Here is a 25,265-nt window from a genome sequence, read left to right as displayed (position 1 = left end):
CCTCCCAGGTCTAACGTGACCTGGGAGGGCCGACCGGCTAGTATTTAAGGATTAGCAACCCCGCACCCTAGAACCTACTGGGAGTTCATTCGTGTTTGAGTCACTGTCCGATCGGTTGAATAGCGCGCTTTCCGGCCTGCGCGGCAAAGGAAAGCTCACCGAGGCAGACATCAATGCAACCGCACGTGAGATCCGTCTTGCGCTGCTGGAAGCTGACGTTTCATTAACGGTTGTTCGTGCCTTCATTAACCGAATCAAGGAACGCGCCGTTGGTGCAGAAGTTTCTCAGGCACTCAACCCCGCGCAGCAAGTCATCAAGATCGTCAACGAGGAACTGGTTCAGATCCTCGGTGGCGAAACCCGCCGACTGTCACTGGCCAAAAACCCACCGACCGTCATCATGCTGGCAGGTCTGCAGGGTGCAGGTAAGACCACCCTCGCAGGTAAACTGTCCAAGCACCTGGTCAAGCAGGGTCACACTCCTATGCTTGTTGCCTGTGACCTTCAGCGTCCAGGCGCAGTTCAGCAGCTGCAAATTGTGGGTGAACGCGCAGGCGTTACCACTTTCGCACCGGATCCAGGCACCAGCATCGACTCCCTCGAGCACGAAATGGGCACCTCCCACGGTGATCCAGTCGAGGTAGCGCGCGCAGGTATCGAGGAAGCCAAGCGCACCCAGCACGACATCGTGATCGTGGATACCGCAGGTCGCCTCGGCATCGACGAAACCCTGATGACTCAGGCGCGCAACATCCGCGAAGCCATCAACCCTGATGAAGTGCTCTTTGTCATTGACTCCATGATTGGTCAAGACGCCGTAGACACCGCCGAAGCATTCCGCGACGGCGTCGACTTCACCGGTGTTGTCCTGACCAAGCTTGATGGCGACGCCCGCGGTGGTGCAGCTCTATCCATCCGTGAAGTCACCGGCAAGCCCATCATGTTTGCCTCCACTGGTGAAAAACTCGACGACTTCGACGTCTTCCACCCAGAGCGCATGGCCAGCCGAATCCTGGGCATGGGTGACGTACTGTCACTCATCGAGCAGGCCGAAGCAGTCATGGATCAGGAAAAGGCAGAGGTCGCTGCCCAGAAGTTGGGCTCCGGCGAGCTCACCCTGGAAGACTTCCTTGACCAAATGCTGATGATCCGCCGCATGGGACCAATCGGCAACATCCTCAAGATGCTGCCTGGTGGCAAGCAGATGTCCCAAATGGCGGACATGGTTGATGAGAAGCAACTCGACCGCATCCAGGCGATTATCCGCGGTATGACCCCGGCCGAGCGCGATAATCCAAAGATCCTCAACGCTTCCAGGCGCAAGCGCATCGCCAACGGTTCCGGTGTGACCGTGTCCGAAGTGAACAAACTTGTTGAACGCTTCTTTGAGGCTCGCAAGATGATGGGTCAAATGGCTGGCCAGTTCGGCATGGGTCCTGGATCCCGCAGTGCAACCAAGAAGCAAGCCAAGGGCCGCAAGGGTAAGAACGGCAAGCGTAAACCAACCAAGAAGGGCCCAACCCAGCCAAAGATGCCAATGGGCGGTATGCCAGGAATGCCTGGGATGCCGGGTATGGGTGGAGCCGGAATGCCTGACCTTGCTGAACTACAGAAGCAGCTTGGTGGAGCAGGTGGCGGTATGGGAGGCCTTGGTGGCGGACTCCCGGGCATGCCAAAGCTGCCTAAAGGCATGGAGAATATCGATCTCAACAACCTAGACTTCGGTAAGAAGTAACTTTGCTTTAGTTGGTCGGCGCATCACTTTCCCTAAGTGATGCGCCGATTACTTGTTTTTGCTACAAATTTAACTATGTCACCCATCCTAAAAGTGCGGGACCTCGTCAAACGCTACGGCGACACCATTGCGGTTGACCAATTAAGCTTTGACGTATCGCAAGGAGAAATCTTCGCCTTTCTAGGTGAAAACGGCGCAGGAAAAACAACCACGATTTCATGCCTGATTGGCATTGATCAAGCCACCTCTGGGGAGATCGAACTGCAGGGTGGCCAAGTAGATTCCGAAAAACTTGGAGTGGTGTTTCAACAATCCGTCTTAGACCCTTTGCTGAGTGCCAAAGAAAACTTGGAAACACGCGGACAGCTGTACCCAGGGGTGGGGAAGCAGCGGGTTGCACAGCTCATTGAGCAAATCGGGATGGAAGGGTTCGCGGACCGCCGATACGGAGTGTTGTCGGGCGGTGAAAAACGTCGCACCGACATCGCACGAGCTTTACTGCACAGCCCAGACATTCTTTTTCTTGATGAACCCACAGCAGGCCTCGACCCCAGATCACGACGCCAAGTTTGGGACACCATCAATTCCCTGCGTAACGATGTGGGCCTCACTGTCTTTTTGACCACTCACTACATGGAAGAAACAGAACTGGCTGATTCAGTTCTAATCATTGACCGTGGCAAAGAGGTCGCATCAGGAACCCCGATGGAACTGCGCGCCCGTTACACCACAACAGAATTGACTCTTAGAACAAATGACCCTACTCATTTGGGTAAAGAGTTGGCCCACTTGAGCCCAGAAATCGACGGTGACCGCCTGCGGATCAAGTTGGAAAATGGGCTCGAAGCTGCGCGCCTGGCAACAGAACTAGATGGGGTTCTCGACGTAGAGATCCGCCACGGTTCCATGGACGATGTATTTCTAGCAGTTACAGCTGAACGGAAACGATCATGATTACAGTTCTGACACGCAGACACTTGCGTTGCTTTTTCCGCGACCGCATGGCAGTGCTGTTTTCCATCATGGGTGCGCTCATCCTTTTGGGCCTGTACGTGCTGTTTTTAGGAAAACTGCAAATTGACGGTCTCATGGTGGATCTACCTGACTCAGCCCGAGACGATGTTGAAGGATTCGTCTTCAATTGGGTGTTTTCCGGAATTCTCATCACGTCCGCAATCACTGTTCCGCAAGCAGCACTTGGAGTGCTGGTTGAAGATCGCACCCGCGGAGGCATCAAAGATTTCCTCGTGGCACCCGTATCCAGAACGACGCTGACGGTGTCCTATATCTTCGCAGCAGTCATTGTCGCCATGACGATTTTGATCTTTGAAATCGTGGTGGGAAGTATTGGTTTAGCTATTTTGGGGCACTTCAGCATGAGCATTGCTCGCGTGCTCGAATTGGTAGTCGCCTTGCTTCTGCTCACCCTGGTGTTTTCCGCAATTGCAGCATTTCTGATCACCTTGGTGAAATCTCAAGCCGGAATGTCTGCGCTTTCAAGCCTGGTAGGCACCCTGGCGGGCTTTTTATCTGCTGCTTATATTCCACCCATCGCATTGCCTGAAGCAGTGACAAACGTGTTGAACTTCCTCCCGTTTACCCCAGCTGGAATGTTGATCAGACAAATTGTGGTGGCCCCAGCATTGGACGCGATTTCACTTCCACCCGAAGCCTTCGATATCTTCCAATTCGGATACGGACTCAAACTGGAAATGTTTGGGGAACCCGTTTCTACATGGGTGGCAGTAGGAATTGTTGCCGCATGGGGAGCGGTGTTTGGACTCATTGCCGCGTCCAAAATGAAAAGCGTGGTGCGATAAATCCTGCTAAAGAATGCTTCTACAGCATGTCTTCTGGGCTGACTCCATTGCAATCGCGCAGATTCACATTCGCACCTGCGCGAAGCAGCACATCCACCACCGCAGAATCAGGCAGATGATGAGCCGCTGCGTTCCATAGGGGAGTGCGACCTTGATCATCTACAGCATCGACTTCAGCGCCTGCATCAATGAGGCATTCCACAATGCCATCGTCCCCGGCGATCGCTGCGATATGTAGGGCCGTGACACCACGAGGATTGGTGAGTCGGGGATTGGCACCTAAATCTAACAAGCGGGCAACAACCATGAGGTTGCCTGCCTCGGCAGCGCGCATGAGCACCGTGAGATCAAAATCATCCCGGGCGTTCGGGCCAGCGTTGGTAAGAAAACTGCTCAGGCCAGTGAGGTCTCCGGTGAGCATGATTTCATCAAATCGACCACCGTCGACATAACGGATTAAATTCCGGTCATCGTTACCGGAGGCAATCGGAAGCACACTATATAAATCTACTCTTTGAATCAGCAGGTGGGTAATGAGTTGGGTACATTGCCAAAGAATTGCCCTATAAACAGTGGTTATTTGACAAGAAGACACCACAATTTTATTTCTTGGTCAGTTACCGCTAAGATTGTTCAGGTTGTCTGCGCTCGAATGGGCGTGGCAACGTCTAACAGACTTTCCTGCGTATTGCCGCCAACGACCCCGGTCGTCCGGAGGAGTCACGCGCAGGTTAAACAAGAAGGGCTGAACCGGCTCACCAGCACACGGTGAGTGACTGTACTGCCCAGTGACCTAGTGAGGAAAATTCACATGGCTGTAAAGATTAAGCTCCAGCGCCTCGGCAAGATCCGTACCCCGCACTACCGCGTTGTCATCGCTGATGCACGCACCAAGCGCGACGGCAAGGTTATCGAGAACATCGGTATCTACGAGCCAAAGGCTGAGCCTTCCGTAATCAAGATCAACTCCGAGCGTGCGCAGCACTGGCTCTCCGTTGGCGCTCAGCCAACCGAGGCTGTTGCAGCACTGCTCAAGGTGACCGGCGACTGGCAGAAGTTCAAGGGCATCGAGGGCGCAGAAGGCACCCTCCGTGTTGCAGAGCCTAAGCCATCCAAGCTTGAGCTGTTCAACCAGGCTCTTTCTGAGGCTAACAACGGCCCAACCGCTGAAGCCATCACTGAAAAGAAGAAGAAGGCTCGCGAGGACAAGGAAGCTAAGGAAGCAGCTGAGAAGGCTGCTGCTGAAAAGGCTGCCGCTGCAGAAGCTGCTGCAGAGTCCGAAGAGGCTCCAGCTGAGGAAGCTGCTGCAGAAGAGGCATAAGCCACTTTTGTTTGTACTTCTTTAAAACCCACCCGCACACGAGTGATCGTGGGCGGGTGGTTTTTTAGTTGTTAGGCCTGGTTGACTGAGTGTTTTTCACCAGTGAGCATAGTTAACAGCATTACTGCATCGCCTGGTGCTTCTGGCGGGCAGTCCACGCGGTGGGTAACTCCTGCTTCCAAGTGCACTGTCACACCGGGGGAGAGCTCAAAGGTTTCCTCGCCATAGCTGAAGGTGAGCTGACCAGAAAATGCGGTCACGGTGATGGGATGTGCGGCGCGGTGGTCGGGAAGTGACTGTCCAGGGCTGAAAGTGAAGGCGATGAGGTTTGCGCCATCACCTTGGAGGAGACGTTTGACACCGGGGCGGTTTTTATCCGGCTGTGGTGCGGGTGCGTCATGGAGAACATTGAAAACAGTCATGGGGCAGCTTTCTCGCTAGTACGGCTCACTAAAGATAGGTATCCACCCATCCTAATAAAAACGATTCCACCGGTATTAAACATTGCTGAAATAGGGCGGATGTGGGCTCGTGACATAAACTTTCTATACATGAGCACAGAGCAGGAACTGCAAATCGGAAAAGTTGTAAAATCCCACGGCATTCGGGGTGAAGTCGTGGTGGAATTGAGCACCGATGATCCAGACATTCGCTTCGCCATTGGGGAAGTTCTCAACGGCAAGCAGGCAGGCAAGGAGCATTCACTGACCATCGATGCAGCGCGCATGCACCAAGGTCGACTCTTGGTGAAGTTCGCAGAGGTTCCAGATCGTACCGCTGCTGATTCTTTGCGTGGAACTCGATTCTTTGCGGCACCTCTTGAGGGTGAAGACGATGAGGATGGCTTCTACGACCATGAGTTGGAAGGTCTGCGCGTCATTCACGAGGGCGAGGATATCGGTGAAGTCACCGGCGTGATGCATGGCCCAGCCGGTGAGATCCTGGAAGTCCGCCTGACCTCAGGCAAGGAAACACTGATTCCTTTTGTGCACGCCATTGTTCCTGAGGTGGATCTGGAAGAAGGAACCGCAACGATCACCCCTCCAGAGGGCTTGTTAGATCTTTAGGCTCCGACAGATTTAATAGTCAGCAGCTTAAGACCATCATTGTCGCATCCATTGAATCCTTCCAGCGGAAGATATTCGGATGCGGTTTCACCTGGCGGGTAGACGCGTAGCCCATCAACTGGTTGCAGTGAGCATGCGTCCGAGTCGTAGTTTTCTGCCCTGGAAATTTTCAGAGCGGCGATTGTGTTCTCACCGGGTCCAAGCGTGACCGCAGGGAAGGCGTCTCCTTCCCGAACCGCTGGCGCGCCAATCTGCGTGCCGTTATCCATTCCCACAAAGCTCACGCCCGGAAAGCCATGGAGTGTGCAGTCTGTGGAGCCAGCATTGGTGAAGTTCAGGTCAATCAGCACGCTTCCTGCAGCGCCTTGTTGCGTACCGGTTGAGATGTTGAGTTCCGAGGTTGTGCATTGCTTGGGCACGACTTCTGAAGGCACAACTTCTGAAGGCACAGCATCTGAAGAGGTAGCAGGCGAAGATTCTATCGGGGCTGCCGTGGAATCAGGGGCCGAAGTTTCAGTGACAATTTCTGTGACAGTTTCCGAAACAGTAGGAGAAGTTGAATCAGAATTGCCACAGGCACTGAGCACCAAGAGCCCACCCACGCTGCCGATTGCTAAAGCTTGTCGCAAAAGTGTGTGAGGCTTCATGCCTCCAGCGTAGACCTCTTGGTAGATTGAAGTCCGTGACTAGCTCCGAAAATCTTGATTCCCACCGTCTGCGGCTTGATGTCGTGACCATTTTCCCCGAATACCTGGATCCTCTGCGCCATGCCCTGCTGGGTAAGGCGATTGAGGATGGCATTTTGGAAGTCGGTGTTCATGATCTTCGGAATTGGGCGACCGGCGGACACAAGGCCGTCGACGATACCCCGTATGGCGGTGGCCCGGGCATGGTGATGAAGCCAGAGGTCTGGGGGCCAGCGCTTGATGATGTCGCCGCAGGCCGGGTGAGTGGTGCGGAACTCGATTCGGCCTCGCTGCACCTGAAAAATGCGCGCCATGATGAGCTGGGTGGCGTCGAAAAGCATGCTTATGTCGTGGAAGAAGACCGCGACCTGCCGCTGCTGCTGGTGCCCACCCCGGCTGGCAAGCCGTTCACGCAGGCGGATGCGCAGGCGTGGTCCAACGAGGAGCACATTGTGTTCGCGTGCGGGCGCTACGAGGGCATTGACCAGCGCGTTATTGATGATGCCGCCAACCGCTACCGCGTGCGCGAGGTATCGATCGGCGATTATGTGCTGATCGGCGGGGAAGTGGCAGTCCTGGTCATCGCGGAAGCCGTCGTGCGCCTGATCCCTGGCGTGCTCGGAAACCGTCGTAGCCACGAAGAAGACAGCTTCTCCGATGGCCTGCTCGAAGGCCCGTCGTACACAAAGCCGCGCACCTGGCGCGGACTTGACGTCCCCGAAGTACTATTCTCGGGCAACCACGCCAAGGTCGATCGCTGGCGACGCGATCAGGCGCTCCTACGCACCCAGGCAATTAGGCCTGAGCTTATCGACGCATCCCTCCTCGATTCCACCGACCTCAAAGTATTGGGACTGGACAAATGACAGAGACCACACCTCAACCCCCAAAGCCAGAGCCCGAACTCCCGAAATTTCTCAGCAACCCAGAACGCGCCGACATCATTTTGTTCATCGCACTCATTGTGATGGGCATTTTCTCCCTCTGCATGATCCCACTGCGCGCCTGGATGCTCACCCAACCGCTGGCCTATACCCTCATCGTCGGCGGTTACACCAGTGCAGTCGTGGGCGGCGCGAACGCTTCGGTAGAAAACGGCATCTGGTGGGTCTACTGGCTCTGCACCCTGATCGGCGCACTGAAGTTCATGCCCGTCTATTGGCTGATGGGTAAGCGCTGGGGCATGGAGTTTATCGACATGTCCCTCCAATACATGCCCCGCTTCCACCGCATGTTCAAAAAATCTATCGACTCCGAATCCACCCGCCTCTACGCCTGGATCATCGGCCTCATTCCACTCGCATACCTCCCAGGACCCGTGCCGGGAACCATCCTCAACGCGGTGGCCGGCCTGGTGAAAATCCGCTTCTGGATCATCATGGCCTGGAACGCCATCTGCGTCTTGGCGGTCAACGGACTGTTCATCTGGCTGGGCTACACCTTCGGCGAACAAGTCCTCGACATCGTCAACGTGGTCAACCGCTACATGCTTTGGATAACCTTAGGATTGCTGGCGCTGATGTTTTTCCGCGCACGGAAGCAATTTGCCAAGTAAATGGTTGAAAGGAATATGACCACTATGCGAGAAGTTTCAACCGACCTCAACATCCTCATCGTCCCCAGCGAATGGGAAAAAGTACTAGAAAACCTACCAGCGACATTGAGTGAGTCCGGATTCGCAGCCTCTGAAATCCACTCCCAGATCGTCGACCTCACCTGCGAACCCGACAACATGCTTGTCACCCAGTTCTCCCAGCTCGAAGGCCACCCACCAATTGTGGAAGTGCTCCACCGCCTAGTAATTAACGGCTCCTCCGACCTGGAGCTTAAAGACCTCACCAAAAAGGTGGTGGGGGCGTTGCCTCAGGGGATCTACTGGTATGGAACTTCCCTTGAAGGTGCGACCGAACCTGGCGTTAACGCATCATGCGCGTGGCAGTATCGGGGCTAGTTTTCCGCGTTTAGTCAGTTAGCCCGCCGTTCTGGCGGAAATGCTTTTCGGGAGGGGCACTGCGGAAAATGCTGGATCCGCACCGCGGTGGATGGTGAGATGCAAAAATCCGACCGATTTGGGTGGTGGGGACCCGAAATCAGTCGAAAATTTGCACGAAAACCGAGGTTCCATGCAAAAATTCGTTCGATTTAGAGCTTCAGGTATGCTAGCTGGTCGGATTCTTGATCAGGGATCTCACAGGTGCCAAAATCGCCCATTACATGCGGAAATGATGATGTTTTATATGACCGTTTAAGGGGGGAGCTCGACTAGATTGACCCTCGGGTGCGTTTCTCAAATCTGAGCGCTTAAAACGCCGCGTGGGGCAAGTGTGAGTTTTCCTACTTTTCGGCTCCAGGAATAATGATCATCATACCTTTGTGGATACGATTTCACATGGAAGATGGAAACGATTCCACACAAGCCCATAGGTGCTAGGAGCGCGCACAATGTATCCCACTGACAAAGCCCCGTTCTCCTAACTTTGGCAGTACGCAGGAAATGACACTCAACTAGAAATCTTTTCTTCAGATGCCACAATCGAAAGCTGGTTGGCTTCGGAGAGAGCACTCGCAACTGCTCTAGCCCGCCATGGCGTGATTACTGAAGACGATGCTGCACAGATCAAGCAGGCGGCAGTCCTTTCCAACATTGACCGCGAGAAGCTGTGGAAAGATGCCAAAAATGTCGGCTACCCCATCCTTGGCTTGGTAAGACAAATCGCAAGTCACCTTCCAGAAGGCCCCAACGGGCGAGTCCACTACGGCGCCACGACCCAAGACATCATGGACACTGGACTGGTGTTGCAAATGACTGCCTCTTTGAACGCCCTTGATAAACAGATCGTGCGTCTGGGGAATGCACTGGCAGCACGGGCTGAAGAACACAAAGACACCGTGATGCCGGGACGCACCCATGCTCAGCAGGCAATTCCCACTACATTTGGAGCAACCCTCGCTACCTTTTTGGATCAAATCCGCAGGCAGAGGGAACGACTTGAGGAAGCACTCGAGCGCGTGCGAGTCATTTCGCTGTTTGGTGCTGGTGGAAACAACGCAGCACAAGGCGAACAAGCGGCAACGGTTCGTGCAGAGATGGCTCGCCTGTTGGATCTGAAGGACCCGGTGGTGTCATGGCATGTGGAACGCGATGTGCTTGGGGACTTCGGATGGGTGTGCTCAACGCTGTGTGGATCGATGGCAAAATTTGGCCGAAACATCGTTGATCTTTCCCGAACTGAAATCGGAGAAGTTTTTGAGCCTTACAACTCCCATCGGGGTGCATCTTCCACGATGCCTCAGAAAGTCAACCCGATTTCTTCCGAGCTCATGATTGGTATTTCAGTGGTGGCGGGTGCCTTGACCTCGACTTTGCCACGGCTTCAGGAATCGGGACATGAACGAGCAGCAGGAGAGTGGCAGGGAGAATGGCTTGTCATTCCAACGTTGGCCAATCTAGCTGGCGCTGCACTCGATGAAGCCATTGTGGTGGCTGAAGGAATGCGAGTGGATACAGATCGTATGTCCTCGAACTTGGCTTTTGATGGTGGATTGATCATGGCGGAAGCTCAGATGATTCAACTAGCTCCAGCTCTGGGGCGTGAGAAAGCTCATGACTTGGTTTATGAAGCATCCACAAAGACTCGTGAAGAGCACACCACGCTGGCAGAAGAACTGCCGATAATTGCAGTTCAACATGGGGTCGAAGACCTGTTGCCTAAGAGTTTTGCGCAGCCTGCAGACTACGTCGGCGAAGCACAATCCATGGTGAATGCAGCTGTCGCCGCCTGGAATGCCCAACTTTAACAACCCAAAACTTTAACAACTCGAATCGTTCAGGAGTTTACGCACGATGAGTACACCGATCAAGAACCAATCCCAAGGTGTTAATGCACCTGCCAGGTCCCATTGGAGCAATCTTTTAATCAAGTTGGGAATTTCAGCGTTGATTGTGGTTGCCATGTGGTTTGCCCCGCACCCTGAAGCACTCACGGATCGAGCGTGGCGAATGTTTGGCCTGTTCATCGCAACGATTGTGGCGATTATTCTCAAGCCAATGCCAATGGGTGCCGTGGCAATTATCGGCATGATTACCGCGGTACTAACTGGTTTGGTGCCGTTGACGGCGTCTTCTGATGATCCCGGCGCGGTGTATGGCCTTATTGGTTTCAGTAACGGCACCATTTGGCTGATTGTGATGGCGTTCCTGATTTCGCGTGGATTCATCAAGACGGGGCTTGGACGTCGAATAGCGTTGTTCTTTGTGTCTAAAGTCGGCGGAAAAATGCTGGGTGTGACCTATGGTTTGGCACTCGCTGATTTGGTGTTGGCTCCTGCGATTCCATCAGCAACTGCCCGAGGTGGCGGCATTATGACGCCGATTATGAAGTCGGTGGCCTTGACTTATGATTCCACTCCTGGCCCGACTCGTCGCAGGGCTGGTGCGTTTCTTGCACTGAATGTGGGACAAGTCAATGCGATTACGTGCGCGATGTTTCTAACTGCAATGGCAGGAAACCCCTTGATCGCATCGTTGGCGTCGCAGATGGATGTCAATATCACGTGGACCAACTGGGCTGTGGGTGCGATTGTGCCTGGTTTAGTGGCGCTTATTGTGGTGCCGTGGGTGGTGTATAAGATTTGTCCACCAGAGTTGAAGGACACCCCTGAGGTCAAGACGATGGCTTCTGATGAACTCAAGTAATTGGGTGGGTTCGCTTATGGTGAGAAGGTGCTGTCGGGAACCTTTGTCGTGTTGCTGCTGCTCTGGACGGTTGGCGACTTGGTTTTGGGAATCTCTGCAACCACCACCGCATTTGTTGGTGTCATCATCTTGCTGCTGGCTCACGTATTGACGTGGGAGGACATCATTCAAGAAAAGACTGCGTGGGACACCATGGTGTGGTTCGCGGTGCTATACATGATGGCAACAGCGTTATCGCAGTACGGATTCATCGCATGGATCTCTGAGGTAATTGCTTCCAGTTTGGGTGGCATGAACCGGGTCGTTGCTTTGGTTGTGTTGGTGCTGATTTACTTCTTCAGTCACTATTTCTTTGCCTCGGCAACAGCGCATATTTCTGCGATGTACTTGGCCTTCCTGGGTGCTGCGATTGCGATTGGCGCACCCCCGTTGATGGCGGCCCTGGTTCTGGCGTACACGTCTAATTTGTTCTCTTCACTCACTCAGTATTCTGGTGCTCCTTCGCCAACATTGTTCGGTTTGAACTACATCACGGTGGGTGAGTGGTGGCGGACCTCGGCAATTGCTGGCGCGGTATCGATTACAATCTGGTTGGTTATCGGTGGTTTGTGGATGAATGTCATCGGACTCTGGTAATCGAAGTCAAAGGCAAAAGGTAAGGGTGTGTGAAGATGTCAGCAAAATCGAGCCTCAAGGAAGTGGCTGAGTTAGCTGGCGTCGGTTACGCCACAGCCTCGAGGGCCCTATCTGGCAAGGGGTATGTGTCCCCGCAGACGCGGGAGAAAGTTCAGGCGGCGGCTAAAGAGCTGAACTATGTACCAAATCAGCTGGCCAAGGCGTTGCGGGAACATCGCAGTGCCTTGGTGGGGGTCATTGTTCCGGATTTGTCCAATGAGTATTATTCGGAATCGCTGCAGACTATTCAGCAGGATCTGAAAGCTGCTGGCTATCAAATGCTGGTTGCGGAGGCCAACAGTGTGCAGGCGCAGGACGTGGTGATGGAATCGTTGATTTCGATTCAAGCTGCAGGAATTATCCACGTTCCAGTGGTCGGCTCAATTGCTCCTGAAGGAATCCCCATGGTGCAGTTGACTCGTGGTGAATTGGGTCCTGGTTTCCCTCGGGTGTTGTGTGATGATGAGGCTGGGTTTTTTCAGCTGACCGAGTCGGTGCTGGGCGGCAGCGGAATGAACATTGCTGCTTTGGTTGGTGAAGAATCACTTTCCACCACGCAGGAACGAATGCGCGGTATTAGTCATGCGGCGTCGATATATGGGGCTGAGGTGACGTTCCATTTTGGCCACTATTCTGTCGAATCTGGCGAAGAGATAGCTCAGGTGGTGTTTAACAACGGCCTTCCCGATGCTTTGATTGTGGCGTCTCCTCGGCTGATGGCTGGGGTGATGCGTGCTTTTACTCGCCTGAATGTCCGCGTTCCCCACGATGTGGTGATTGGTGGTTATGACGATCCTGAGTGGTACAGCTTTGTCGGCGCGGGGATCACCACGTTTGTTCCACCGCATGAGGAGATGGGGAAAGAGGCCGTGCGCTTGTTGGTAGATCTGATTGAAAATCCTGAACTTCCCACCGGCGATGTGGTTTTGCAGGGGCAGGTGATCCTTCGGGGGTCGAGCACACATTCCGGGTAGAATTGCCCAAATGTCATCAATTTCTCGAACGATTGCTCTCGAACTCGGCGTCAAAGATGAACAAGTCGAGGCCGCCATCAAGCTCTTGGATGAAGGAAACACCGTTCCGTTCATCGCCAGGTACCGCAAGGAAATCACTGGGGGACTCGATGATACCCAACTGCGTGACCTGGAAGAACGCCTCAGTTACCTCCGTGAGCTGGAGGATCGTAAACAAAGCATCCTCGCCGCGATTGAGGAACAAGGCAAACTCACCGACGATTTACGCTCGCTGATTTTGGGATGCGACACCAAGGCTCGCCTGGAGGATCTGTACCTGCCGTTCAAAAAACGGCGCAAGACGAAGGCCGATATCGCTAGGGAGGCGGGCCTGGAGGGGCTCGTCGATAAGCTTATCGACGCCCCGTCCCTCGACGCCGCAGCGCAGGCAGCTGCATTTACGACCGAAGGCTTTGAGGATTCCAAAAAAGTTTTGGATGGCGCTCGCGCCATTTTGATTGACCGCTTCGCGCTCGATGCCGATTTGGTGGGCGAGGTGCGTGAGCAAATGTATCGCGCGGGTTCCATGGCAGCATCCGTGGTGGCGGGCAAGGAGCAGGAAGGCGCAAAGTTCAAGGACTACTTTGAGTTTTCCGAACCTTTTGACAAGCTTCCATCTCACCGAATTTTGGCGCTGCTGCGCGGTGAAAACGAAGGTGTGCTGAGCCTCAACCTCGATGCGGGCGACGACACAATCTACGAAGGTTTGATCGCCGACCGATTCTCCCTGGACACCCACACTTCTAGCTGGCTGGCTGAGGCTGTGCGCTGGGGTTGGCGCACCAAACTGTATGTGTCCTCCGGATTGGATGTGCGCATGCGTCTGAAAGAAAAAGCAGAGGAAGGCGCACTCGATGTGTTTGCCACCAACCTCCGCGACGTTCTCCTTGCAGCTCCCGCTGGTCAGCGCTCCACAATTGGTCTTGACCCGGGATTCCGCAACGGTGTGAAAGTAGCTGTCGTGGATTCCACCGGTAAGGATGTTGCCACCACGATCGTCTACCCACACCAGCCCCAAAACCGCTGGAAGGAAGCCGTATCTGAACTGGCTAATCTGTGCGCGACCCACGGTGTGGAACTCATGGCGATCGGCAACGGCACTGCCTCGAGGGAAACGGAAAAACTTGCCGCCGAAGTAGCTGACATGATCAAAGCCGCAGGTGGCACGCGACCAACCCCCGTGGTGGTCTCCGAATCGGGCGCATCCGTGTACTCGGCATCACCGATCGCAGCCGAAGAATTCCCCGACATGGACGTCTCCCTCCGCGGTGCAGTTTCTATCGCGAGGCGACTCCAGGATCCACTGGCGGAGCTCGTCAAGATTGAGCCCAAAGCCATCGGAGTCGGCCAGTACCAACACGATGTCAACCAGGTTGCACTTGCCAAAACCCTTGATGGTGTCGTCGAAGACGCAGTAAACGCAGTCGGAGTTAACCTCAACACCGCATCCGCACCACTTCTTACCCGAGTTGCCGGAGTGACCGCCACCTTGGCAAACAACATCGTGGCGTACCGCAACGAAAACGGTGGATTCTCCTCCCGAAAAGAACTGAACAAAGTTCCTCGCCTGGGACCCAAAGCCTTTGAACAGTGTGCTGGTTTCCTCCGCATTTCTGGATCCACCGACCCTCTCGACGCCTCCGCTGTTCACCCCGAGGCGTACCCAGTTGTTCGCAACATTGCGAAAGCCACAGGATTGGATGTCTCGGGACTGATCGGAAACTCTGCGGTGCTCACCAAATTGAAGCCCGCTGATTTCGCTGATGAACGATTCGGCATCCCCACCGTCACCGACATCATCGCCGAGCTGGATAAACCCGGACGTGACCCCCGCCCAGAATTCAAAACCGCCAGCTTCAAAGAAGGCGTGGAGAAAATCTCCGACCTCACACCCGGCATGATCCTGGAAGGAACTGTCACCAACGTTGCGGCGTTCGGCGCATTCGTTGACGTGGGAGTGCACCAAGATGGCCTCGTTCACGTTTCCGCGATGAGCGACAAATTCATCTCCAACCCCCACGAAGTTGTTCGCTCTGGTGAGGTCGTGAAGGTAAAGGTCATGGAAGTTGACGTCGACCGCAAACGCATCGGCCTTTCCCTCCGCTTGACCGATGAACCCGGTGCCCCAGCTCCGCAAAAGCGCGGAAACCGACCAGCCAAACAGCAGCGAGCTCCGCAAAAACAGTCCGCTAAGCCCGCCGCAGGTTCCATGGCAGATGCTTTACGACGCGCCGGCCTCGGTGGTTAAGGCAACTTTCAAACCAAGCGGGAGTGTTCTCAAGCTCCCCTTGGTCTGAATCTCACATTTCGAGAGCGGATTAGTGCAGTATTAGGCCAAGGACTGATTCGCCAGGGGGCGTCTTGGTCTAATCAGGCAGCCCGCCGTGAAGTACCGCAAAAAATGAGTTGGGGGCACGAGAAAGTGACCTCACAGAATCGCCTCTGAGCGCCTCAAAGTGCGCAGGCCATGCTTTGACTCATCCCAGAATTCTGGCCTCTTAAATTGACAGCTACAGCGCGTTGACCCCACCGGGAAGATTCACAAATTTGTGGCCGAGGTGGGAGTAGTTGTCGATGAAGTCGGAACTGCGGATTCCCGAAGCGCAGTAGACCAAAATGTCGCCGTCGATTCCAGACAGTGCCTCTAAAATGTCGCTGTCCGAGGTGATCTGGCTTAAGGGGAGCTTCAGTGACGTTGCGCCCTCGGGGAGGTCTTTGAGCAGAACTTCATGTGGCTCTCGGATATCGAGGGCGGTGAGGGAGCCGTTGAGGGTGGCGTCGATAAGCGAAGTTGTATCGGTGCGCGCTGCCTCGTAGGAGGCGCGGAGGCGGGTGACCAGTGGGCGCGCCGGGTCGGCGGAGACGCGGAAGCTGCGCGTGGCGGCGGGGAATGCGTCGTAGGAGAGGATTGTGCCTGGTTGGACGTCGCCGATTTCTGTGAGAAATCCGATGGCGTGAGTGGCCATGAGTGCGCCGATGGTGGCTGTGGTGGCGCCAAGAACACCAGCGGTGGCGCAGTCGGGGACGAAATCGGCGGAGGGTTGTTCGGGGAAGACATCGCGCAGGCCGACTCCGCGGTGGACGGGGCCAGAGTTGAAGAGTGCCAGTTCGCCGTGAAAGCGCAGTACCGTTGCCCAGATGAGGGGAGTTCCGGTGATTTCGGCGGCATCAGACACTAAGTATTTTGTGGAGAAAGAATCGGAGCCGTCTAAGACGAGGTCCACGGAATTGAGCAGCTCGCAGCCGTTTTCTGGAGTGATCCGTTCGTGCAACGCGTTGACGGTGATGTCTGGTTGGAGTTCTTTGAGGCGCTCGGCGGCAACCTCGACCTTGGGTCGACCGACATCGCTTGCGCCGAAGAGGATTTGGCGGTGAATGTTGGAAATGTCGACGGTGTCGTCATCGATGACCGTGATGGTTCCAACGCCTGCGGAAGCCAGCGACTGCATGACTGGGCAGCCGAGACCGCCTGCGCCGATGACTAGAACGTGGGCGTTGAAAAGTCGTTCCTGCTGCTCAATGCCATATCCGGGGAGCGCGAGTTGGCGGGCCGTGCGGTGAAGCTCAGATGTGGGAAGCTGTGCCATGTTAAAGTACCTGCTCCGCCCAGGATGCCAAACCTTCAAAACTTGATGAGGCCACCGCATGTTGGCGTTGCGGGATCCGGCCTGCTTGGGCGGCTAATCTTCCGGCTTCAACGGCGTGGAACATGGATTTGGCCATCGCGACGGGATTTTGGGCGCGGTTGATAGCGGAGGCCAGAAGGACGCCGTCGCAGCCGAGTTCCATTGCGAGTGTGGCATCAGAGGCAGTGCCTACACCGGCGTCGAGGATCACGGGTACGCTCGCGCGGCTGCAAATCAGTTCAATGTTGTGCGGGTTGAGAATGCCCAGGCCGGTTCCGATCGGGGAGCCCAATGGCATGACAGCTGCAACGCCACAGTCTTCTAGTCGGCTGGCAGTGATGGGATCGTCAGAGGTGTAAGCCAGAACGGTGAAGCCGTCGTGGACGAGGAGTTCGCAGGCATCAAGAAGCTCAACGGTGTCGGGCAGCAAAGTGTGTTCATCGGCGATGACCTCCACTTTCACCCAGTTGGTATCGAGGGCTTCCCGAGCCAATTGTGCAGTGAGGACGGCGTCGCGGGCAGTGCGGCAGCCTGCGGTATTGGGGAGAAGGGCGATCTCGAGGCGGCGCAGCATGGCAAAGATGGATTCTCCGCTAGAGGTGGTTGCTTGGTGTCGACGCATCGCCACGGTGGTCAATTGAGTTCCACTGGCGACAAGGGATTCCTCCAGCAACGCCTGAGAGGTGGCTCCGCCGGTGCCCATGATGAGGTGGGAATCGAAAGTTTTATCAGCAATATGCAGCATTTTAACCTCCCTGAATTGCGGTGAGAACTTCTACGGAATCGTTGTCACAAATGGCGCGTGACCACTGGGATCTGGGTACGACCGCGGCGTTGATTGCCACGGCGACTCCAGTGTCGTGGCCGATTTCTTGGTGGACCAATTGCTCCACGGTCAATTCGGAAGAGCGCATAGATGTGCCATTGAAGGTGTAGGTAATCACTTGTGAAAAATCCTTAAATTTGGTGGCGAAACGGATCGCACACATCAAGAGTGGGGAACAGTGGCTGGTTGGTTGCCATATCAACGGCAGCGCGCGCACCAAGGGCTGACAGCAAAATTCCGTGGCGGAAATATCCTGTGGACGCAATCACATTGGATCCAACCCATCCCAGGTACGGCAGGTCGTCCGGGGTGCCGGGGCGGGCGCCGCAGGTGACTTCGATAAATTCGGTTTCTTCAATGCCCGGAATCAAACGGATAGCATCGCGTAGCAAATCATGCACTGCGCCCGTTCGAGGTTGCGGGTGATCCTCACGGCTTGTCGCGCCGATCGCGAGGGTGCCATCGGTACGCGGAATGATATAAATCTGACGATCTTCCACAAACCCGCGCACCACCTTGGTGACCATCGGCTGCAGTCGCTCCGGCACGCGCACGCGCACAATATCGCCGTACACCGGCCTCAACTGCAATGGGTTCGCGCCCTCAAACCAGCCGGGAATGCTTGCGGCGCCCAGGCCCGCCGCCAAAACAACAACGCTTTTCGACGCAACCCTCACCCCCGAATTCATCGTCACGGTCAAACACGGATCGTGGCCATCAATAGAGATCACAGCGTCGGCAATATGCTCCGCACCGCGTTGCAAAATGGCATCCAATAACGCCCGGGCATACAGACGCGGCGACAGCTGATGATCCCCATCAATGCTGACCACCTTGGAAATCCTCGGCGACAACGCTGGCTCCGCAGCCCTTGCCTGACGAGTAGTCAACACATCGACAGGCAAATCCTTCAAATGCATGTACTTAATCAACTCCGCAACATGCATGCCATCCGCGCGGTCCGCACCGATAAGAAGGGTTCCATCAGTGCGATACCCAGTGGGCAAGTCCGTGTATTTAGACACTCTTTGGAGGAGGTCTGGGTACAGGCGAGCGGATTCCTTCATCAACAAAATCAGATCATGTTGCTGATACTGCACCTCCGCGGTGGGGGCCAACATTCCGCCAGCATGATGAGTCGCACCGGAAATTGGGTCAGGATCAATCAACGTGACTTGGTAACCAGCCTCCTGGAATTCAAAGCAGGTGGTCAACCCAATGATTCCGCCGCCGATAATAATCGCATGCTTTTTCATGAGAGCCTTCCTAATTCAAAGTTAGCCACCACATTTTCAGCGACCTGCTGTGGATCATCAGATTCAGAAAAAGCCCGCACCATGGCAACGCCAGCCACACCGGTTGCGCTGAGAGCGCGCACATCGGCAGGGGTGACATCACCAATCGCAACGATCGGCACCTTGGACAATTCCACCAAAGGGGGATAACCCGCAAGGCCAATCGGTGGCCGACCTGAATCCTTGGTGGGAGTCTTCCGAAACGGCCCAGCACCGATGTAATCCAACACATCGGACAGCTCATTCGCCGCCGCCACAAGTTCTAGGGTTCCAGTGGTCAACCCAATGATCGCCTCAGGTCCCAACAACTCACGAGCCTCAAGCACCGACACATCATCCTGCCCAAGATGCACACCGTGAATCGGGAGTCCTTCGCGCATTAAGGAAGAAGCAACGTGGAGGTGGTCGTCGATAAGCACCCTCGTTGTTGGGCTGTACCGCGCAACCTCAAGCGCAACCTTTGATGCCAACTCCCTCATCGCTTCTGGCGAAATAGGCTTTGAACGCACCTGCACCACACCCGCGCCACCACGAGCCGCAGCAGACGCAGTGTGCACAACCTCATCCACCGAGCCCGCACCAGTCACAACATAACAACGCAGGTCAAAACGATTTTCAAACACGGGACAATCAATCCTCGCTTCCTTCGCCGGTGTTAACCAGACAGGTTCGAACGGTCCCGCGCAGCAACAGCGCGCAATCTCAGCCCAATGCATTGGGCACCCGTGGGGTAAGTCGCCACCAGTCAAGCCCGACAACCAAGATTTGTCAACGGTTAGTGCACCCAAGTGAGGGGAGCAGACCCCAGTTTGAAAACCAAGGCACACATGTGAAAGAATACTTCAGTTGACTGTGCAAACCCCAACTCACGTTGGGCAAACGTGACAGCCTCGAAAATTGAAACGGAAACGAACCGGCCGAGCACCCCAAGCCTGGGGAAGTGCCGCCAGGGTCCTCTTTCCCTACTAGTAAAAGGATTGTTTATATGAACATTCTGGATAAGATCGACGCAGCATCCCTGCGCGACGACGTTCCTGCATTCCGCGCCGGCGATACCCTCGACGTACACGTCAAGGTCATCGAAGGCACCACCACCCGTACCCAGCTGTTCAAGGGTGTTGTCATTCGCCGTCAGGGCGGCGGAATCCGCGAGACCTTCACCGTACGTAAGGTTTCCTTCGGCATCGGTGTTGAGCGTACCTTCCCAGTACACTCCCCAAACATCGAGAAGATCGAGGTCGTTCGTCGTGGTGACGTTCGTCGTGCGAAGCTGTACTACCTGCGCGAACTGCGCGGCAAGGCTGCACGTATTAAGGAGAAGCGCTAATTATTTAGCGTTTGTTAGGTGCTTCTAGTACTTAACAGACCCCTGACCAGTCACTTTAAGTGATTGGTTGGGGGTTTCTTTGTTTCTTGGGGTGGGTTTTGTGGGGTTTTGCGGGGTTTATCCCGCGCTCATCCCGCAGGAAACTCGGGTAAGACTTGGGTGGGGTCATTTCGGGGCGACCAAAAGGAAAAACCAAACAGGGGTGCCAAAACTTCCGTGATTTGGGGGATTTGGGCACGCCTGTTTGGTTTGAGGCTCCGATAACCGGATACACGTGCCAAAACTTGTCGATTTCGACAACTATGGGCACGCCTGTCTGGTTTCCTCTGGAGCAAACTAAAATTTGAGTTTGGGCCCACAAAAAGTGACCTCATAGAATCGATTCTAAGGGCCTTTCGGTGCCATGTTGAGGGGAACACCCATTCGGGAAATTGGGGGCCTTAAATCGGCTTAGACGGTGACGTTGTCTTTGAGGCCTTGGAGGATGATTTCAGCCGACACGAGGGATGCGTTGAGGTACCAGGAATCGCCGTCAACTGGGATTGCTTGGTTGGCCTGAACAGCTTTGAGGGAAGTCCACAATGGGGTGTCTTCAGGGTTGATGTTGCCTTCTTTGATGCCGTAGAAAAGCCAGTCGGCATCAGCTTGGGCAATGAGCTCGGCGGAAAGATCCTGACCTGCGGTATCGGTGAACTGCTGGTTTTCTGGGCGGGCGTAACCGCAATCGGCAGCAACCGTTCCGGCCATGGATTGTGCGCCGTACATCTGGAATTCCTGATCTTTGGTGCGCAGGAAGGACACGGTTGGTGGGTTCGCAGGCTGGTTTGCGGCGATTTTGGCTGCTGAGTCCTCGTATGATTTCAGGAGGGTTTCAGCCTTTTCCTTCTGGCCTGCTGCCTCTGCGATGGTGAGGAGGTCTTGCTTCCAGTTTTCACCGCCACCTTCGCCGGTGACCACGGGGGCGATCGTGCGGAGTTTGTTGAGGAGCTCTTCGTCGGCGCGGGAGTTTGCGCAGATCAGGGTGGGGTTGAGGTTCGCGATGGCTTCGATGTCTGGAGATTGGCGGAGACCGCAGTCGGCGATGCTGTCCAAGTCCATGTCTGCACTGAAGCGATCCTTGAGGAACTGTGGGATCAGGTCAGAGTTTTTTGCAGCGGCGACGCCCACTGGGGTGATGCCGAGAAGGAGGAGGTTGTCCAACTGGCCGGTGTTGAGGGCGACGATGCGCTGTTCATCGGAGGAGGATGAAGAGGTGCTTGATTCCGCTGAGGAAGCGGAGGAGTTTTGGTTTTGAGAGGATTGCGCGCAGGCAGTTACAGCAAGGGTGGTGGCGCCGAGCAGTGTGCCGAGGAATGCGCGCCGGCTAATCTTCATATGCATAGGCAAAAGGTAGCCTTGCCTAAATAATTTTGCAAAATCGAAGCGTAGGGGGACGTCGAAAAGCAATGCCTTTTTGGAAGGCGCACGGCGCCGAGGTGCAGCTTTGGGCGAAGAAGTATTTTTCGGCACACGTGTGATTCAGGTCAGCCTTAATGTAATGCTGCTAGAGTGAACTTCCGTGACTGATTTTTCTAGTGCTTCAAATGCTGACGATTCCACGCAGGACGGTCGTCCTGGTCGACGTGCTGGAAAGTCTAAGAAGGAATCGAAGCCAACTCCGTGGTACATCGAAATTCCAGTGGTTGTGGTTTTGACCCTCGCGCTAATTTTCGTGCTCCAGACGTTTGTCGGACGCATGTACATGATTCCGAGTGGTTCGATGGAACCTACTTTGCACGGATGTGAGGGCTGCACGGGTGACCGCATCCTGGTGGAGAAGGTTTCTTACTACTTCACGGATCCAGAGCCGGGCGATGTTGTGGTGTTCAAGGGTACTGATTCCTGGAACGTTGGATTCACTACGCAGCGTTCCGATAATTCGGTGATCCGCGGCCTGCAGAACTTGGGTTCTTACGTGGGTCTTGTCGCACCTGATGAAAATGACCTGGTCAAGCGCATTATCGCCACCGGCGGTCAGACTGTTTCGTGCCAAGCCGGTGATCCTGGAATCATGGTTGACGGCAAGGAAGTCGATGACAGCTACACGCTGCAACCTGCGCAATTCCCCATCGATGAGACCTCCGGTTCCACCGAATGCGGCGGCAACTATTTCGGCCCCATCACCGTGCCTGACGGCAACTACTTCATGATGGGTGACAACCGCACCAACTCCATGGATTCCCGCTACCACCTGGGCGATCAGTACCAAGGAACCATCCCTGAGGAAAACATCAAGGGCAAAGTTCAAGCAATTATCCTGCCATTTAGCCGAATCGGTGGCGTCGACGACCCTGCCATCAAAGGCTAGTAATTCGCTTTTCGACGGCCCCCTCAATGCGACGCTTAAAGCATCTACGGACCTTTGAGGTCACCTTGTCACGCAACGGGCTAGGGCCCGTTGCAGGAGTAGACGAAGCTGGACGCGGTGCCTGCTGCGGACCCATTTCAATTGCCGCATGCATACTCCCGGACAAACCCATCCAGGAGCTAGCCGCACTGACAGACTCCAAAAAGCTCAGTGCCAGCACCCGCGAAAAACTCATGCCACTGATCAAAAAACACGCACTCGCTTGGTCAGTCATCGTGATCTCCGCCCAAGACATCGACCGATTTGGCATCCAACACGCAAACATCTCCGGCATGCGACGAGCCGTAGCCGCCCTAGGCACCCAACCCGGCTACGTACTTACCGACGCCATGAAAGTTCCCGGCTTCACAGTCCCATACCTACCCATCATCGGCGGAGACGCCTCCGCCCGATGCATCGCCGCCGCAAGTGTATTAGCCAAACAAACCCGCGACGACATCATGACCGACATGGCCAACGACTACCCGCACTACGGTCTCGAAATTCACAAAGGCTACAGTACGAAGATCCACATGGATGCGGTGCGCCACCACGGCGCAAGTCCCGAGCACAGATATAGTTATGCAAATGTGGCCAAGGCACACCAAGAATGGCTACACGCTGCAGATAATGACACGACGGAAGGTGGAGCATGAGCGCTGAAGAACTCGACAACTACGAAGCAGAGGTTGAACTCTCTCTTTACCGCGAATACCGCGACGTAGTCAGCCAGTTTTCCTATGTTGTAGAAACTGAACGTCGCTTCTACTTAGCAAATGCAGTGCAGCTTATTCCACACAACAGCGGAAACGATGTCTACTACGAAGTCCGCATGTCTGACGCCTGGGTATGGGACATGTACCGCTCAGCACGCTTCGTTCGCTACGTCCGAGTGATCACCTACAAGGACGTCAACATCGAAGAATTAGATAAGCCAGACATCATCATGCCTGAGTAGGTTTTTCGGCTAAAACCCCAGTTCACAAGGCCGGTGGGTTATCTAAATCGGTCTTTGATCCCGCAATAATCCCGCATCCCGACAAAATCCCGTCAACAGCGCGCCGGGAAGTGGCCTCATAGTCCGGCCATAGGTGGGTGTAAACCCGCAAAGTCATGGAGGGGTCTGAGTGCCCTAGAAGCTGCTGAACCTGGTTGACGGGCAGCCCTCCTGCGATCAGTCGAGATGCATAGTAGTGGCGGAAACTGTGGAACCTCCAAGGCATGCCAAGATGCTCTGCGGCATGCCGAAGAAGCTTGCCGGCGGTCTCTGCTCGGTAGGTATTTCCCTGACGTGTAGTGAATAGCGGGGCATAGTCTGGACGCCCATCTACAAGTCTTGTGAGGATTGGAACCAAGTCGTCTCCGATTGGTGTGACTCGTTCTGAGGCGATGGTTTTTAGCGGTATGCGTTCACCGGTGACGTGATGGGCTTGCGCATTAATGTCTAAGTCTCGGGAGGATAGATACACGTCTGAAACATCAAATCCGCATAGCTCTGAAATACGTGCTCCAGTTCCCACACCGACGAGCACCATGTCTGCGATCATTGGGGCTGGCATGGCCTTCTTTGTTTTGATCTTGCCGTTTTCTTTACGCTCATAGATTGCGCCGCCAGTGCGGAGGAGATCAACGATTCTACGAATGTCATCAGGGGTAGGAATGTCTTTTACCCTGACTATGTCAGCAGAGTCTAGGCGGGGGATCTTGACGGGGTTTCTGCCAACCCATTCCTCTTCCACTCCCATTGTCATAGCCGCTGATAGGTGCCCAACCATTGAGCGGGCAACTCGGGGCGAAAGCGCTTCATTGTTGAACCATGGACGTGCAGTGATGAGCGTTCGGTACCACATGTCTACGTCTGTGCGGGTAAGTTGTCGTGCGTAAATGTCGCCAATGGGGCCGAGGTTTTTTAGGACTTGTGCGTATACTAGGCGCGAGTTTTCACGCGCGGGGCGATCAGACCACCGGGAGTACAGTTCGTAGACTGTGAGCTTATCCATGACGGGGTCGACCCAGACGCCGCGTCGATGGCTGCGGAATTGTTCAGTTTCCCATGCTTTTGCTTCTTTCCGGGTGGCGAAGCTTCGTGAGGATTCTTTTCCTCCTGGTGGGCGGAATCTCCCAACCCATCGAACCGTTCCTTTGGCTGTCAGTTTCTTTTGAGCCATTATTGATACACTTCTCCTGTGTCTAGGGAATTTATTTTTCTTGGATACTCTTTCCCCTCTTCACCTGGTTACGTCGCCAAACAGATCCAGGTGGGGAGGGGCTTTACTTATTTTTGCTTAACCTACGACAATTGCAGTTGCCTCCGTTATGGTCTCGTCCTCGGTATATACGGTGCAGAAGTATGCAGCATCGTTCCATTCACCCTCGCTCACTTCGTAGCGGAAATCCCCACCATCCGAGTAGATGGTAGCTTGATCCGGAGCACCTAGATCTACAGGAGTAGGAAAATCAAAGTCTCCTGCATCTGGAATCTCGTCGTGAATCGCCATGATGCACTTTTCTTTGAGATTGTCCGGAGTTACTTGGTTTATCGGAGCGAGCGCTTCAAGCCTTCTCCGCAAATCACTGCTGTCGTCGTTGACAGGCTGCGAAGTGTACTCATCAACATCGCCAATGTGAGCCTTTATTGATGCGCAGTTTGCTTCAGCGTTATGCACACATGTGATTGCCCATTCTTTGCCCCAGAGCGTCACGATTGGGACTTCAGTGTCATTTGTCTCTGCTGCGTAGCGTTGGGCATATGCCACATCAGGGTATTCATCGCTATTAATTGAAAGCATGTA

The 25,265-nt window shown here is 54.7% G+C and carries 26 protein-coding genes, 1 pseudogene and 1 riboswitch; of the genes and pseudogenes, 16 read left to right on the top strand and 11 right to left on the bottom strand.

The genetic code is table 11. The features are described 5' to 3' along the window. Nucleotides 1-91: 91 nt before the first annotated feature. The 3 genes from ffh (at nt 92) to KW808_RS10245 (ending at nt 3,555) form a co-directional block, all read left to right on the top strand. Nucleotides 92-1,735 carry a signal recognition particle protein gene (gene ffh / locus KW808_RS10255; protein WP_003861918.1) on the top strand — a complete coding sequence of 548 codons (1,644 nt, stop codon included), beginning with the start codon at nt 92-94 and terminating at the stop codon, nt 1,733-1,735. Between the two features lie 75 nt (nt 1,736-1,810). Further along, entirely contained in the window at nt 1,811-2,689 is an 879-nt protein-coding gene (locus tag KW808_RS10250) for an ABC transporter ATP-binding protein (RefSeq protein WP_003861916.1), read from the top strand. Then, nucleotides 2,686-3,555, top strand: coding sequence for an ABC transporter permease (locus KW808_RS10245; RefSeq protein WP_003861914.1), 870 nt, complete (start codon nt 2,686-2,688; stop codon nt 3,553-3,555). Before KW808_RS10250 ends, KW808_RS10245 begins: the two co-directional genes overlap by 4 nt. A 19-nt stretch (nt 3,556-3,574) precedes the next feature. On the opposite strand, the gene KW808_RS10240 is transcribed toward KW808_RS10245, so the two are convergent. Next, on the bottom strand, nt 3,575-4,051 hold the full coding sequence (locus KW808_RS10240; RefSeq protein ID WP_003856346.1) for an ankyrin repeat domain-containing protein: 477 nt from the start codon (nt 4,049-4,051) through the stop codon (nt 3,575-3,577). Between the two features lie 315 nt (nt 4,052-4,366). On the opposite strand from KW808_RS10240, the gene rpsP reads away from it, so the two are divergent. Beyond that, nucleotides 4,367-4,876 carry a 30S ribosomal protein S16 gene (gene rpsP / locus KW808_RS10235; protein WP_003856343.1) on the top strand — a complete coding sequence of 170 codons (510 nt, stop codon included), beginning with the start codon at nt 4,367-4,369 and terminating at the stop codon, nt 4,874-4,876. A gap of 71 nt (nt 4,877-4,947) precedes the next feature. Here the strand turns inward: rpsP and KW808_RS10230 are convergent, their stop codons facing one another. Further along, the gene (locus KW808_RS10230) at nt 4,948-5,298 is read right to left on the bottom strand and encodes a cupin domain-containing protein (protein WP_003861911.1); all 351 of its coding nucleotides are present in this window, start codon (nt 5,296-5,298) and stop codon (nt 4,948-4,950) included. A gap of 129 nt (nt 5,299-5,427) precedes the next feature. On the opposite strand from KW808_RS10230, the gene rimM reads away from it, so the two are divergent. Then, nucleotides 5,428-5,943, top strand: coding sequence for a ribosome maturation factor RimM (gene rimM, locus KW808_RS10225; protein WP_003861909.1), 516 nt, complete (start codon nt 5,428-5,430; stop codon nt 5,941-5,943). Here rimM and KW808_RS10220 read toward each other — a convergent pair. Then, entirely contained in the window at nt 5,940-6,590 is a 651-nt protein-coding gene (locus KW808_RS10220; protein ID WP_003861907.1) for a DUF4232 domain-containing protein, read from the bottom strand. The genes rimM and KW808_RS10220 overlap by 4 nt on opposite strands. A 26-nt stretch (nt 6,591-6,616) precedes the next feature. On the opposite strand from KW808_RS10220, the gene trmD reads away from it, so the two are divergent. The 7 genes and pseudogenes from trmD to KW808_RS10185 all read left to right on the top strand — a co-directional run bounded on the left by trmD (nt 6,617) and on the right by KW808_RS10185 (nt 15,261). Then, on the top strand, nt 6,617-7,495 hold the full coding sequence (gene trmD / locus KW808_RS10215; RefSeq protein ID WP_044394231.1) for a tRNA (guanosine(37)-N1)-methyltransferase TrmD: 879 nt from the start codon (nt 6,617-6,619) through the stop codon (nt 7,493-7,495). Then, nucleotides 7,492-8,184, top strand: a complete 693-nt coding sequence (locus KW808_RS10210; RefSeq protein WP_003861903.1) for an SNARE-associated domain-containing protein — start codon at nt 7,492-7,494, stop codon at nt 8,182-8,184. The genes trmD and KW808_RS10210 overlap by 4 nt, the downstream gene beginning before the upstream one ends. Nucleotides 8,185-8,199: 15 nt before the next feature. Beyond that, nucleotides 8,200-8,580, top strand: coding sequence for a hypothetical protein (locus KW808_RS10205; protein WP_034983812.1), 381 nt, complete (start codon nt 8,200-8,202; stop codon nt 8,578-8,580). 593 nt (nt 8,581-9,173) lie between these two features. Beyond that, nucleotides 9,174-10,427 (top strand): class-II fumarase/aspartase family protein, encoded by a 1,254-nt coding sequence (locus KW808_RS10200; protein ID WP_003861900.1) that lies wholly within the window; start codon nt 9,174-9,176, stop codon nt 10,425-10,427. A 46-nt stretch (nt 10,428-10,473) separates the two neighbouring features. Next, nucleotides 10,474-11,961 (top strand): annotated as a pseudogene (locus KW808_RS10195) (anion permease). Nucleotides 11,962-11,996: 35 nt separating this feature from the next. After that, complete coding sequence (locus KW808_RS10190; protein ID WP_034983811.1) at nt 11,997-12,974, top strand: LacI family DNA-binding transcriptional regulator; 978 nt, start codon at nt 11,997-11,999, stop codon at nt 12,972-12,974. A 10-nt stretch (nt 12,975-12,984) separates the two neighbouring features. Then, nucleotides 12,985-15,261 (top strand): Tex family protein, encoded by a 2,277-nt coding sequence (locus KW808_RS10185; protein ID WP_003861897.1) that lies wholly within the window; start codon nt 12,985-12,987, stop codon nt 15,259-15,261. Between the two features lie 262 nt (nt 15,262-15,523). On the opposite strand, the gene KW808_RS10180 is transcribed toward KW808_RS10185, so the two are convergent. Genes KW808_RS10180 through KW808_RS10160 form a run of 5 tightly spaced genes read right to left on the bottom strand, consistent with a single transcriptional unit; the run spans nt 15,524 to nt 19,383 of the window. After that, the gene (locus KW808_RS10180) at nt 15,524-16,600 is read right to left on the bottom strand and encodes a ThiF family adenylyltransferase (protein ID WP_003861896.1); all 1,077 of its coding nucleotides are present in this window, start codon (nt 16,598-16,600) and stop codon (nt 15,524-15,526) included. Between the two features lies 1 nt (nt 16,601). Further along, nucleotides 16,602-17,384 carry a thiazole synthase gene (locus KW808_RS10175; protein ID WP_003861895.1) on the bottom strand — a complete coding sequence of 261 codons (783 nt, stop codon included), beginning with the start codon at nt 17,382-17,384 and terminating at the stop codon, nt 16,602-16,604. Between the two features lies 1 nt (nt 17,385). Then, entirely contained in the window at nt 17,386-17,583 is a 198-nt protein-coding gene (gene thiS, locus KW808_RS10170; RefSeq protein WP_003857586.1) for a sulfur carrier protein ThiS, read from the bottom strand. A 13-nt stretch (nt 17,584-17,596) separates the two neighbouring features. Beyond that, nucleotides 17,597-18,721, bottom strand: a complete 1,125-nt coding sequence (gene thiO, locus KW808_RS10165; RefSeq protein WP_003861894.1) for a glycine oxidase ThiO — start codon at nt 18,719-18,721, stop codon at nt 17,597-17,599. Continuing rightward, nucleotides 18,718-19,383: a thiamine phosphate synthase gene (locus tag KW808_RS10160; RefSeq protein WP_003861893.1), complete on the bottom strand. Its 666-nt coding sequence runs from the start codon at nt 19,381-19,383 to the stop codon at nt 18,718-18,720. The genes thiO and KW808_RS10160 overlap by 4 nt, the downstream gene beginning before the upstream one ends. 1 nt (nt 19,384) lies before the next feature. Further along, nucleotides 19,385-19,497, bottom strand: a riboswitch (TPP riboswitch). Between the two features lie 248 nt (nt 19,498-19,745). Between KW808_RS10160 and rplS the strand changes: the two genes are divergently transcribed. Continuing rightward, complete coding sequence (gene rplS, locus KW808_RS10155; RefSeq protein ID WP_003857579.1) at nt 19,746-20,087, top strand: 50S ribosomal protein L19; 342 nt, start codon at nt 19,746-19,748, stop codon at nt 20,085-20,087. 450 nt (nt 20,088-20,537) lie between these two features. On the opposite strand, the gene KW808_RS10150 is transcribed toward rplS, so the two are convergent. Continuing rightward, on the bottom strand, nt 20,538-21,467 hold the full coding sequence (locus KW808_RS10150) for an iron-siderophore ABC transporter substrate-binding protein (protein ID WP_170844373.1): 930 nt from the start codon (nt 21,465-21,467) through the stop codon (nt 20,538-20,540). 178 nt (nt 21,468-21,645) lie between these two features. Here KW808_RS10150 and lepB point away from each other — a divergent pair, with 178 nt between their 5' ends. From lepB to KW808_RS10135, 3 genes are read left to right on the top strand one after another with little or no spacing between them, the layout of a single operon-like run. Then, on the top strand, nt 21,646-22,434 hold the full coding sequence (gene lepB / locus KW808_RS10145) for a signal peptidase I (protein WP_003861891.1): 789 nt from the start codon (nt 21,646-21,648) through the stop codon (nt 22,432-22,434). A 26-nt stretch (nt 22,435-22,460) separates the two neighbouring features. Then, nucleotides 22,461-23,129: a ribonuclease HII gene (locus tag KW808_RS10140; RefSeq protein WP_003861890.1), complete on the top strand. Its 669-nt coding sequence runs from the start codon at nt 22,461-22,463 to the stop codon at nt 23,127-23,129. Continuing rightward, the gene (locus KW808_RS10135; RefSeq protein ID WP_003857573.1) at nt 23,126-23,431 is read left to right on the top strand and encodes a DUF2469 domain-containing protein; all 306 of its coding nucleotides are present in this window, start codon (nt 23,126-23,128) and stop codon (nt 23,429-23,431) included. The genes KW808_RS10140 and KW808_RS10135 overlap by 4 nt, the downstream gene beginning before the upstream one ends. A 22-nt stretch (nt 23,432-23,453) precedes the next feature. Here the strand turns inward: KW808_RS10135 and KW808_RS10130 are convergent, their stop codons facing one another. Together KW808_RS10130 and KW808_RS10125 are read right to left on the bottom strand one after the other, a co-directional pair. Beyond that, nucleotides 23,454-24,641, bottom strand: a complete 1,188-nt coding sequence (locus tag KW808_RS10130; RefSeq protein WP_003861888.1) for a tyrosine-type recombinase/integrase — start codon at nt 24,639-24,641, stop codon at nt 23,454-23,456. A gap of 117 nt (nt 24,642-24,758) precedes the next feature. Continuing rightward, nucleotides 24,759-25,262 carry a hypothetical protein gene (locus tag KW808_RS10125; RefSeq protein WP_034983805.1) on the bottom strand — a complete coding sequence of 168 codons (504 nt, stop codon included), beginning with the start codon at nt 25,260-25,262 and terminating at the stop codon, nt 24,759-24,761. Nucleotides 25,263-25,265: the final 3 nt, after the last annotated feature.

Source organism: [Brevibacterium] flavum (genome assembly GCF_019317305.1).
Taxonomy (GTDB): Bacteria; Actinomycetota; Actinomycetes; order Mycobacteriales; family Mycobacteriaceae; genus Corynebacterium; species Corynebacterium glutamicum.
The sequence above is the reverse complement of the archived record's forward strand: the minus strand, read 5'-3'. Positions and strand labels throughout refer to the sequence as shown.

Bases quoted from the DNA above. Each gene is read 5' to 3' on its own strand.
- KW808_RS10250 (WP_003861916.1), top strand. From the start codon at position 1,811: ATGTCACCCATCCTAAAAGTGCGGGACCTCGTCAAACGCTACGGCGAC.
- KW808_RS10245 (WP_003861914.1), top strand. From the start codon at position 2,686: ATGATTACAGTTCTGACACGCAGACACTTGCGTTGCTTTTTCCGCGAC.
- rpsP (WP_003856343.1), top strand. From the start codon at position 4,367: ATGGCTGTAAAGATTAAGCTCCAGCGCCTCGGCAAGATCCGTACCCCG.
- KW808_RS10230 (WP_003861911.1), bottom strand. From the start codon at position 5,298: ATGACTGTTTTCAATGTTCTCCATGACGCACCCGCACCACAGCCGGAT.
- rimM (WP_003861909.1), top strand. From the start codon at position 5,428: ATGAGCACAGAGCAGGAACTGCAAATCGGAAAAGTTGTAAAATCCCAC.
- KW808_RS10220 (WP_003861907.1), bottom strand. From the start codon at position 6,590: ATGAAGCCTCACACACTTTTGCGACAAGCTTTAGCAATCGGCAGCGTG.
- KW808_RS10210 (WP_003861903.1), top strand. From the start codon at position 7,492: ATGACAGAGACCACACCTCAACCCCCAAAGCCAGAGCCCGAACTCCCG.
- KW808_RS10205 (WP_034983812.1), top strand. From the start codon at position 8,200: ATGACCACTATGCGAGAAGTTTCAACCGACCTCAACATCCTCATCGTC.
- KW808_RS10190 (WP_034983811.1), top strand. From the start codon at position 11,997: ATGTCAGCAAAATCGAGCCTCAAGGAAGTGGCTGAGTTAGCTGGCGTC.
- KW808_RS10185 (WP_003861897.1), top strand. From the start codon at position 12,985: ATGTCATCAATTTCTCGAACGATTGCTCTCGAACTCGGCGTCAAAGAT.
- KW808_RS10180 (WP_003861896.1), bottom strand. From the start codon at position 16,600: ATGGCACAGCTTCCCACATCTGAGCTTCACCGCACGGCCCGCCAACTC.
- KW808_RS10175 (WP_003861895.1), bottom strand. From the start codon at position 17,384: ATGCTGCATATTGCTGATAAAACTTTCGATTCCCACCTCATCATGGGC.
- thiO (WP_003861894.1), bottom strand. From the start codon at position 18,721: ATGAAAAAGCATGCGATTATTATCGGCGGCGGAATCATTGGGTTGACC.
- rplS (WP_003857579.1), top strand. From the start codon at position 19,746: ATGAACATTCTGGATAAGATCGACGCAGCATCCCTGCGCGACGACGTT.
- KW808_RS10150 (WP_170844373.1), bottom strand. From the start codon at position 21,467: ATGCATATGAAGATTAGCCGGCGCGCATTCCTCGGCACACTGCTCGGC.
- KW808_RS10140 (WP_003861890.1), top strand. From the start codon at position 22,461: ATGCGACGCTTAAAGCATCTACGGACCTTTGAGGTCACCTTGTCACGC.
- KW808_RS10135 (WP_003857573.1), top strand. From the start codon at position 23,126: ATGAGCGCTGAAGAACTCGACAACTACGAAGCAGAGGTTGAACTCTCT.
- KW808_RS10130 (WP_003861888.1), bottom strand. From the start codon at position 24,641: ATGGCTCAAAAGAAACTGACAGCCAAAGGAACGGTTCGATGGGTTGGG.
- KW808_RS10125 (WP_034983805.1), bottom strand. From the start codon at position 25,262: ATGCTTTCAATTAATAGCGATGAATACCCTGATGTGGCATATGCCCAA.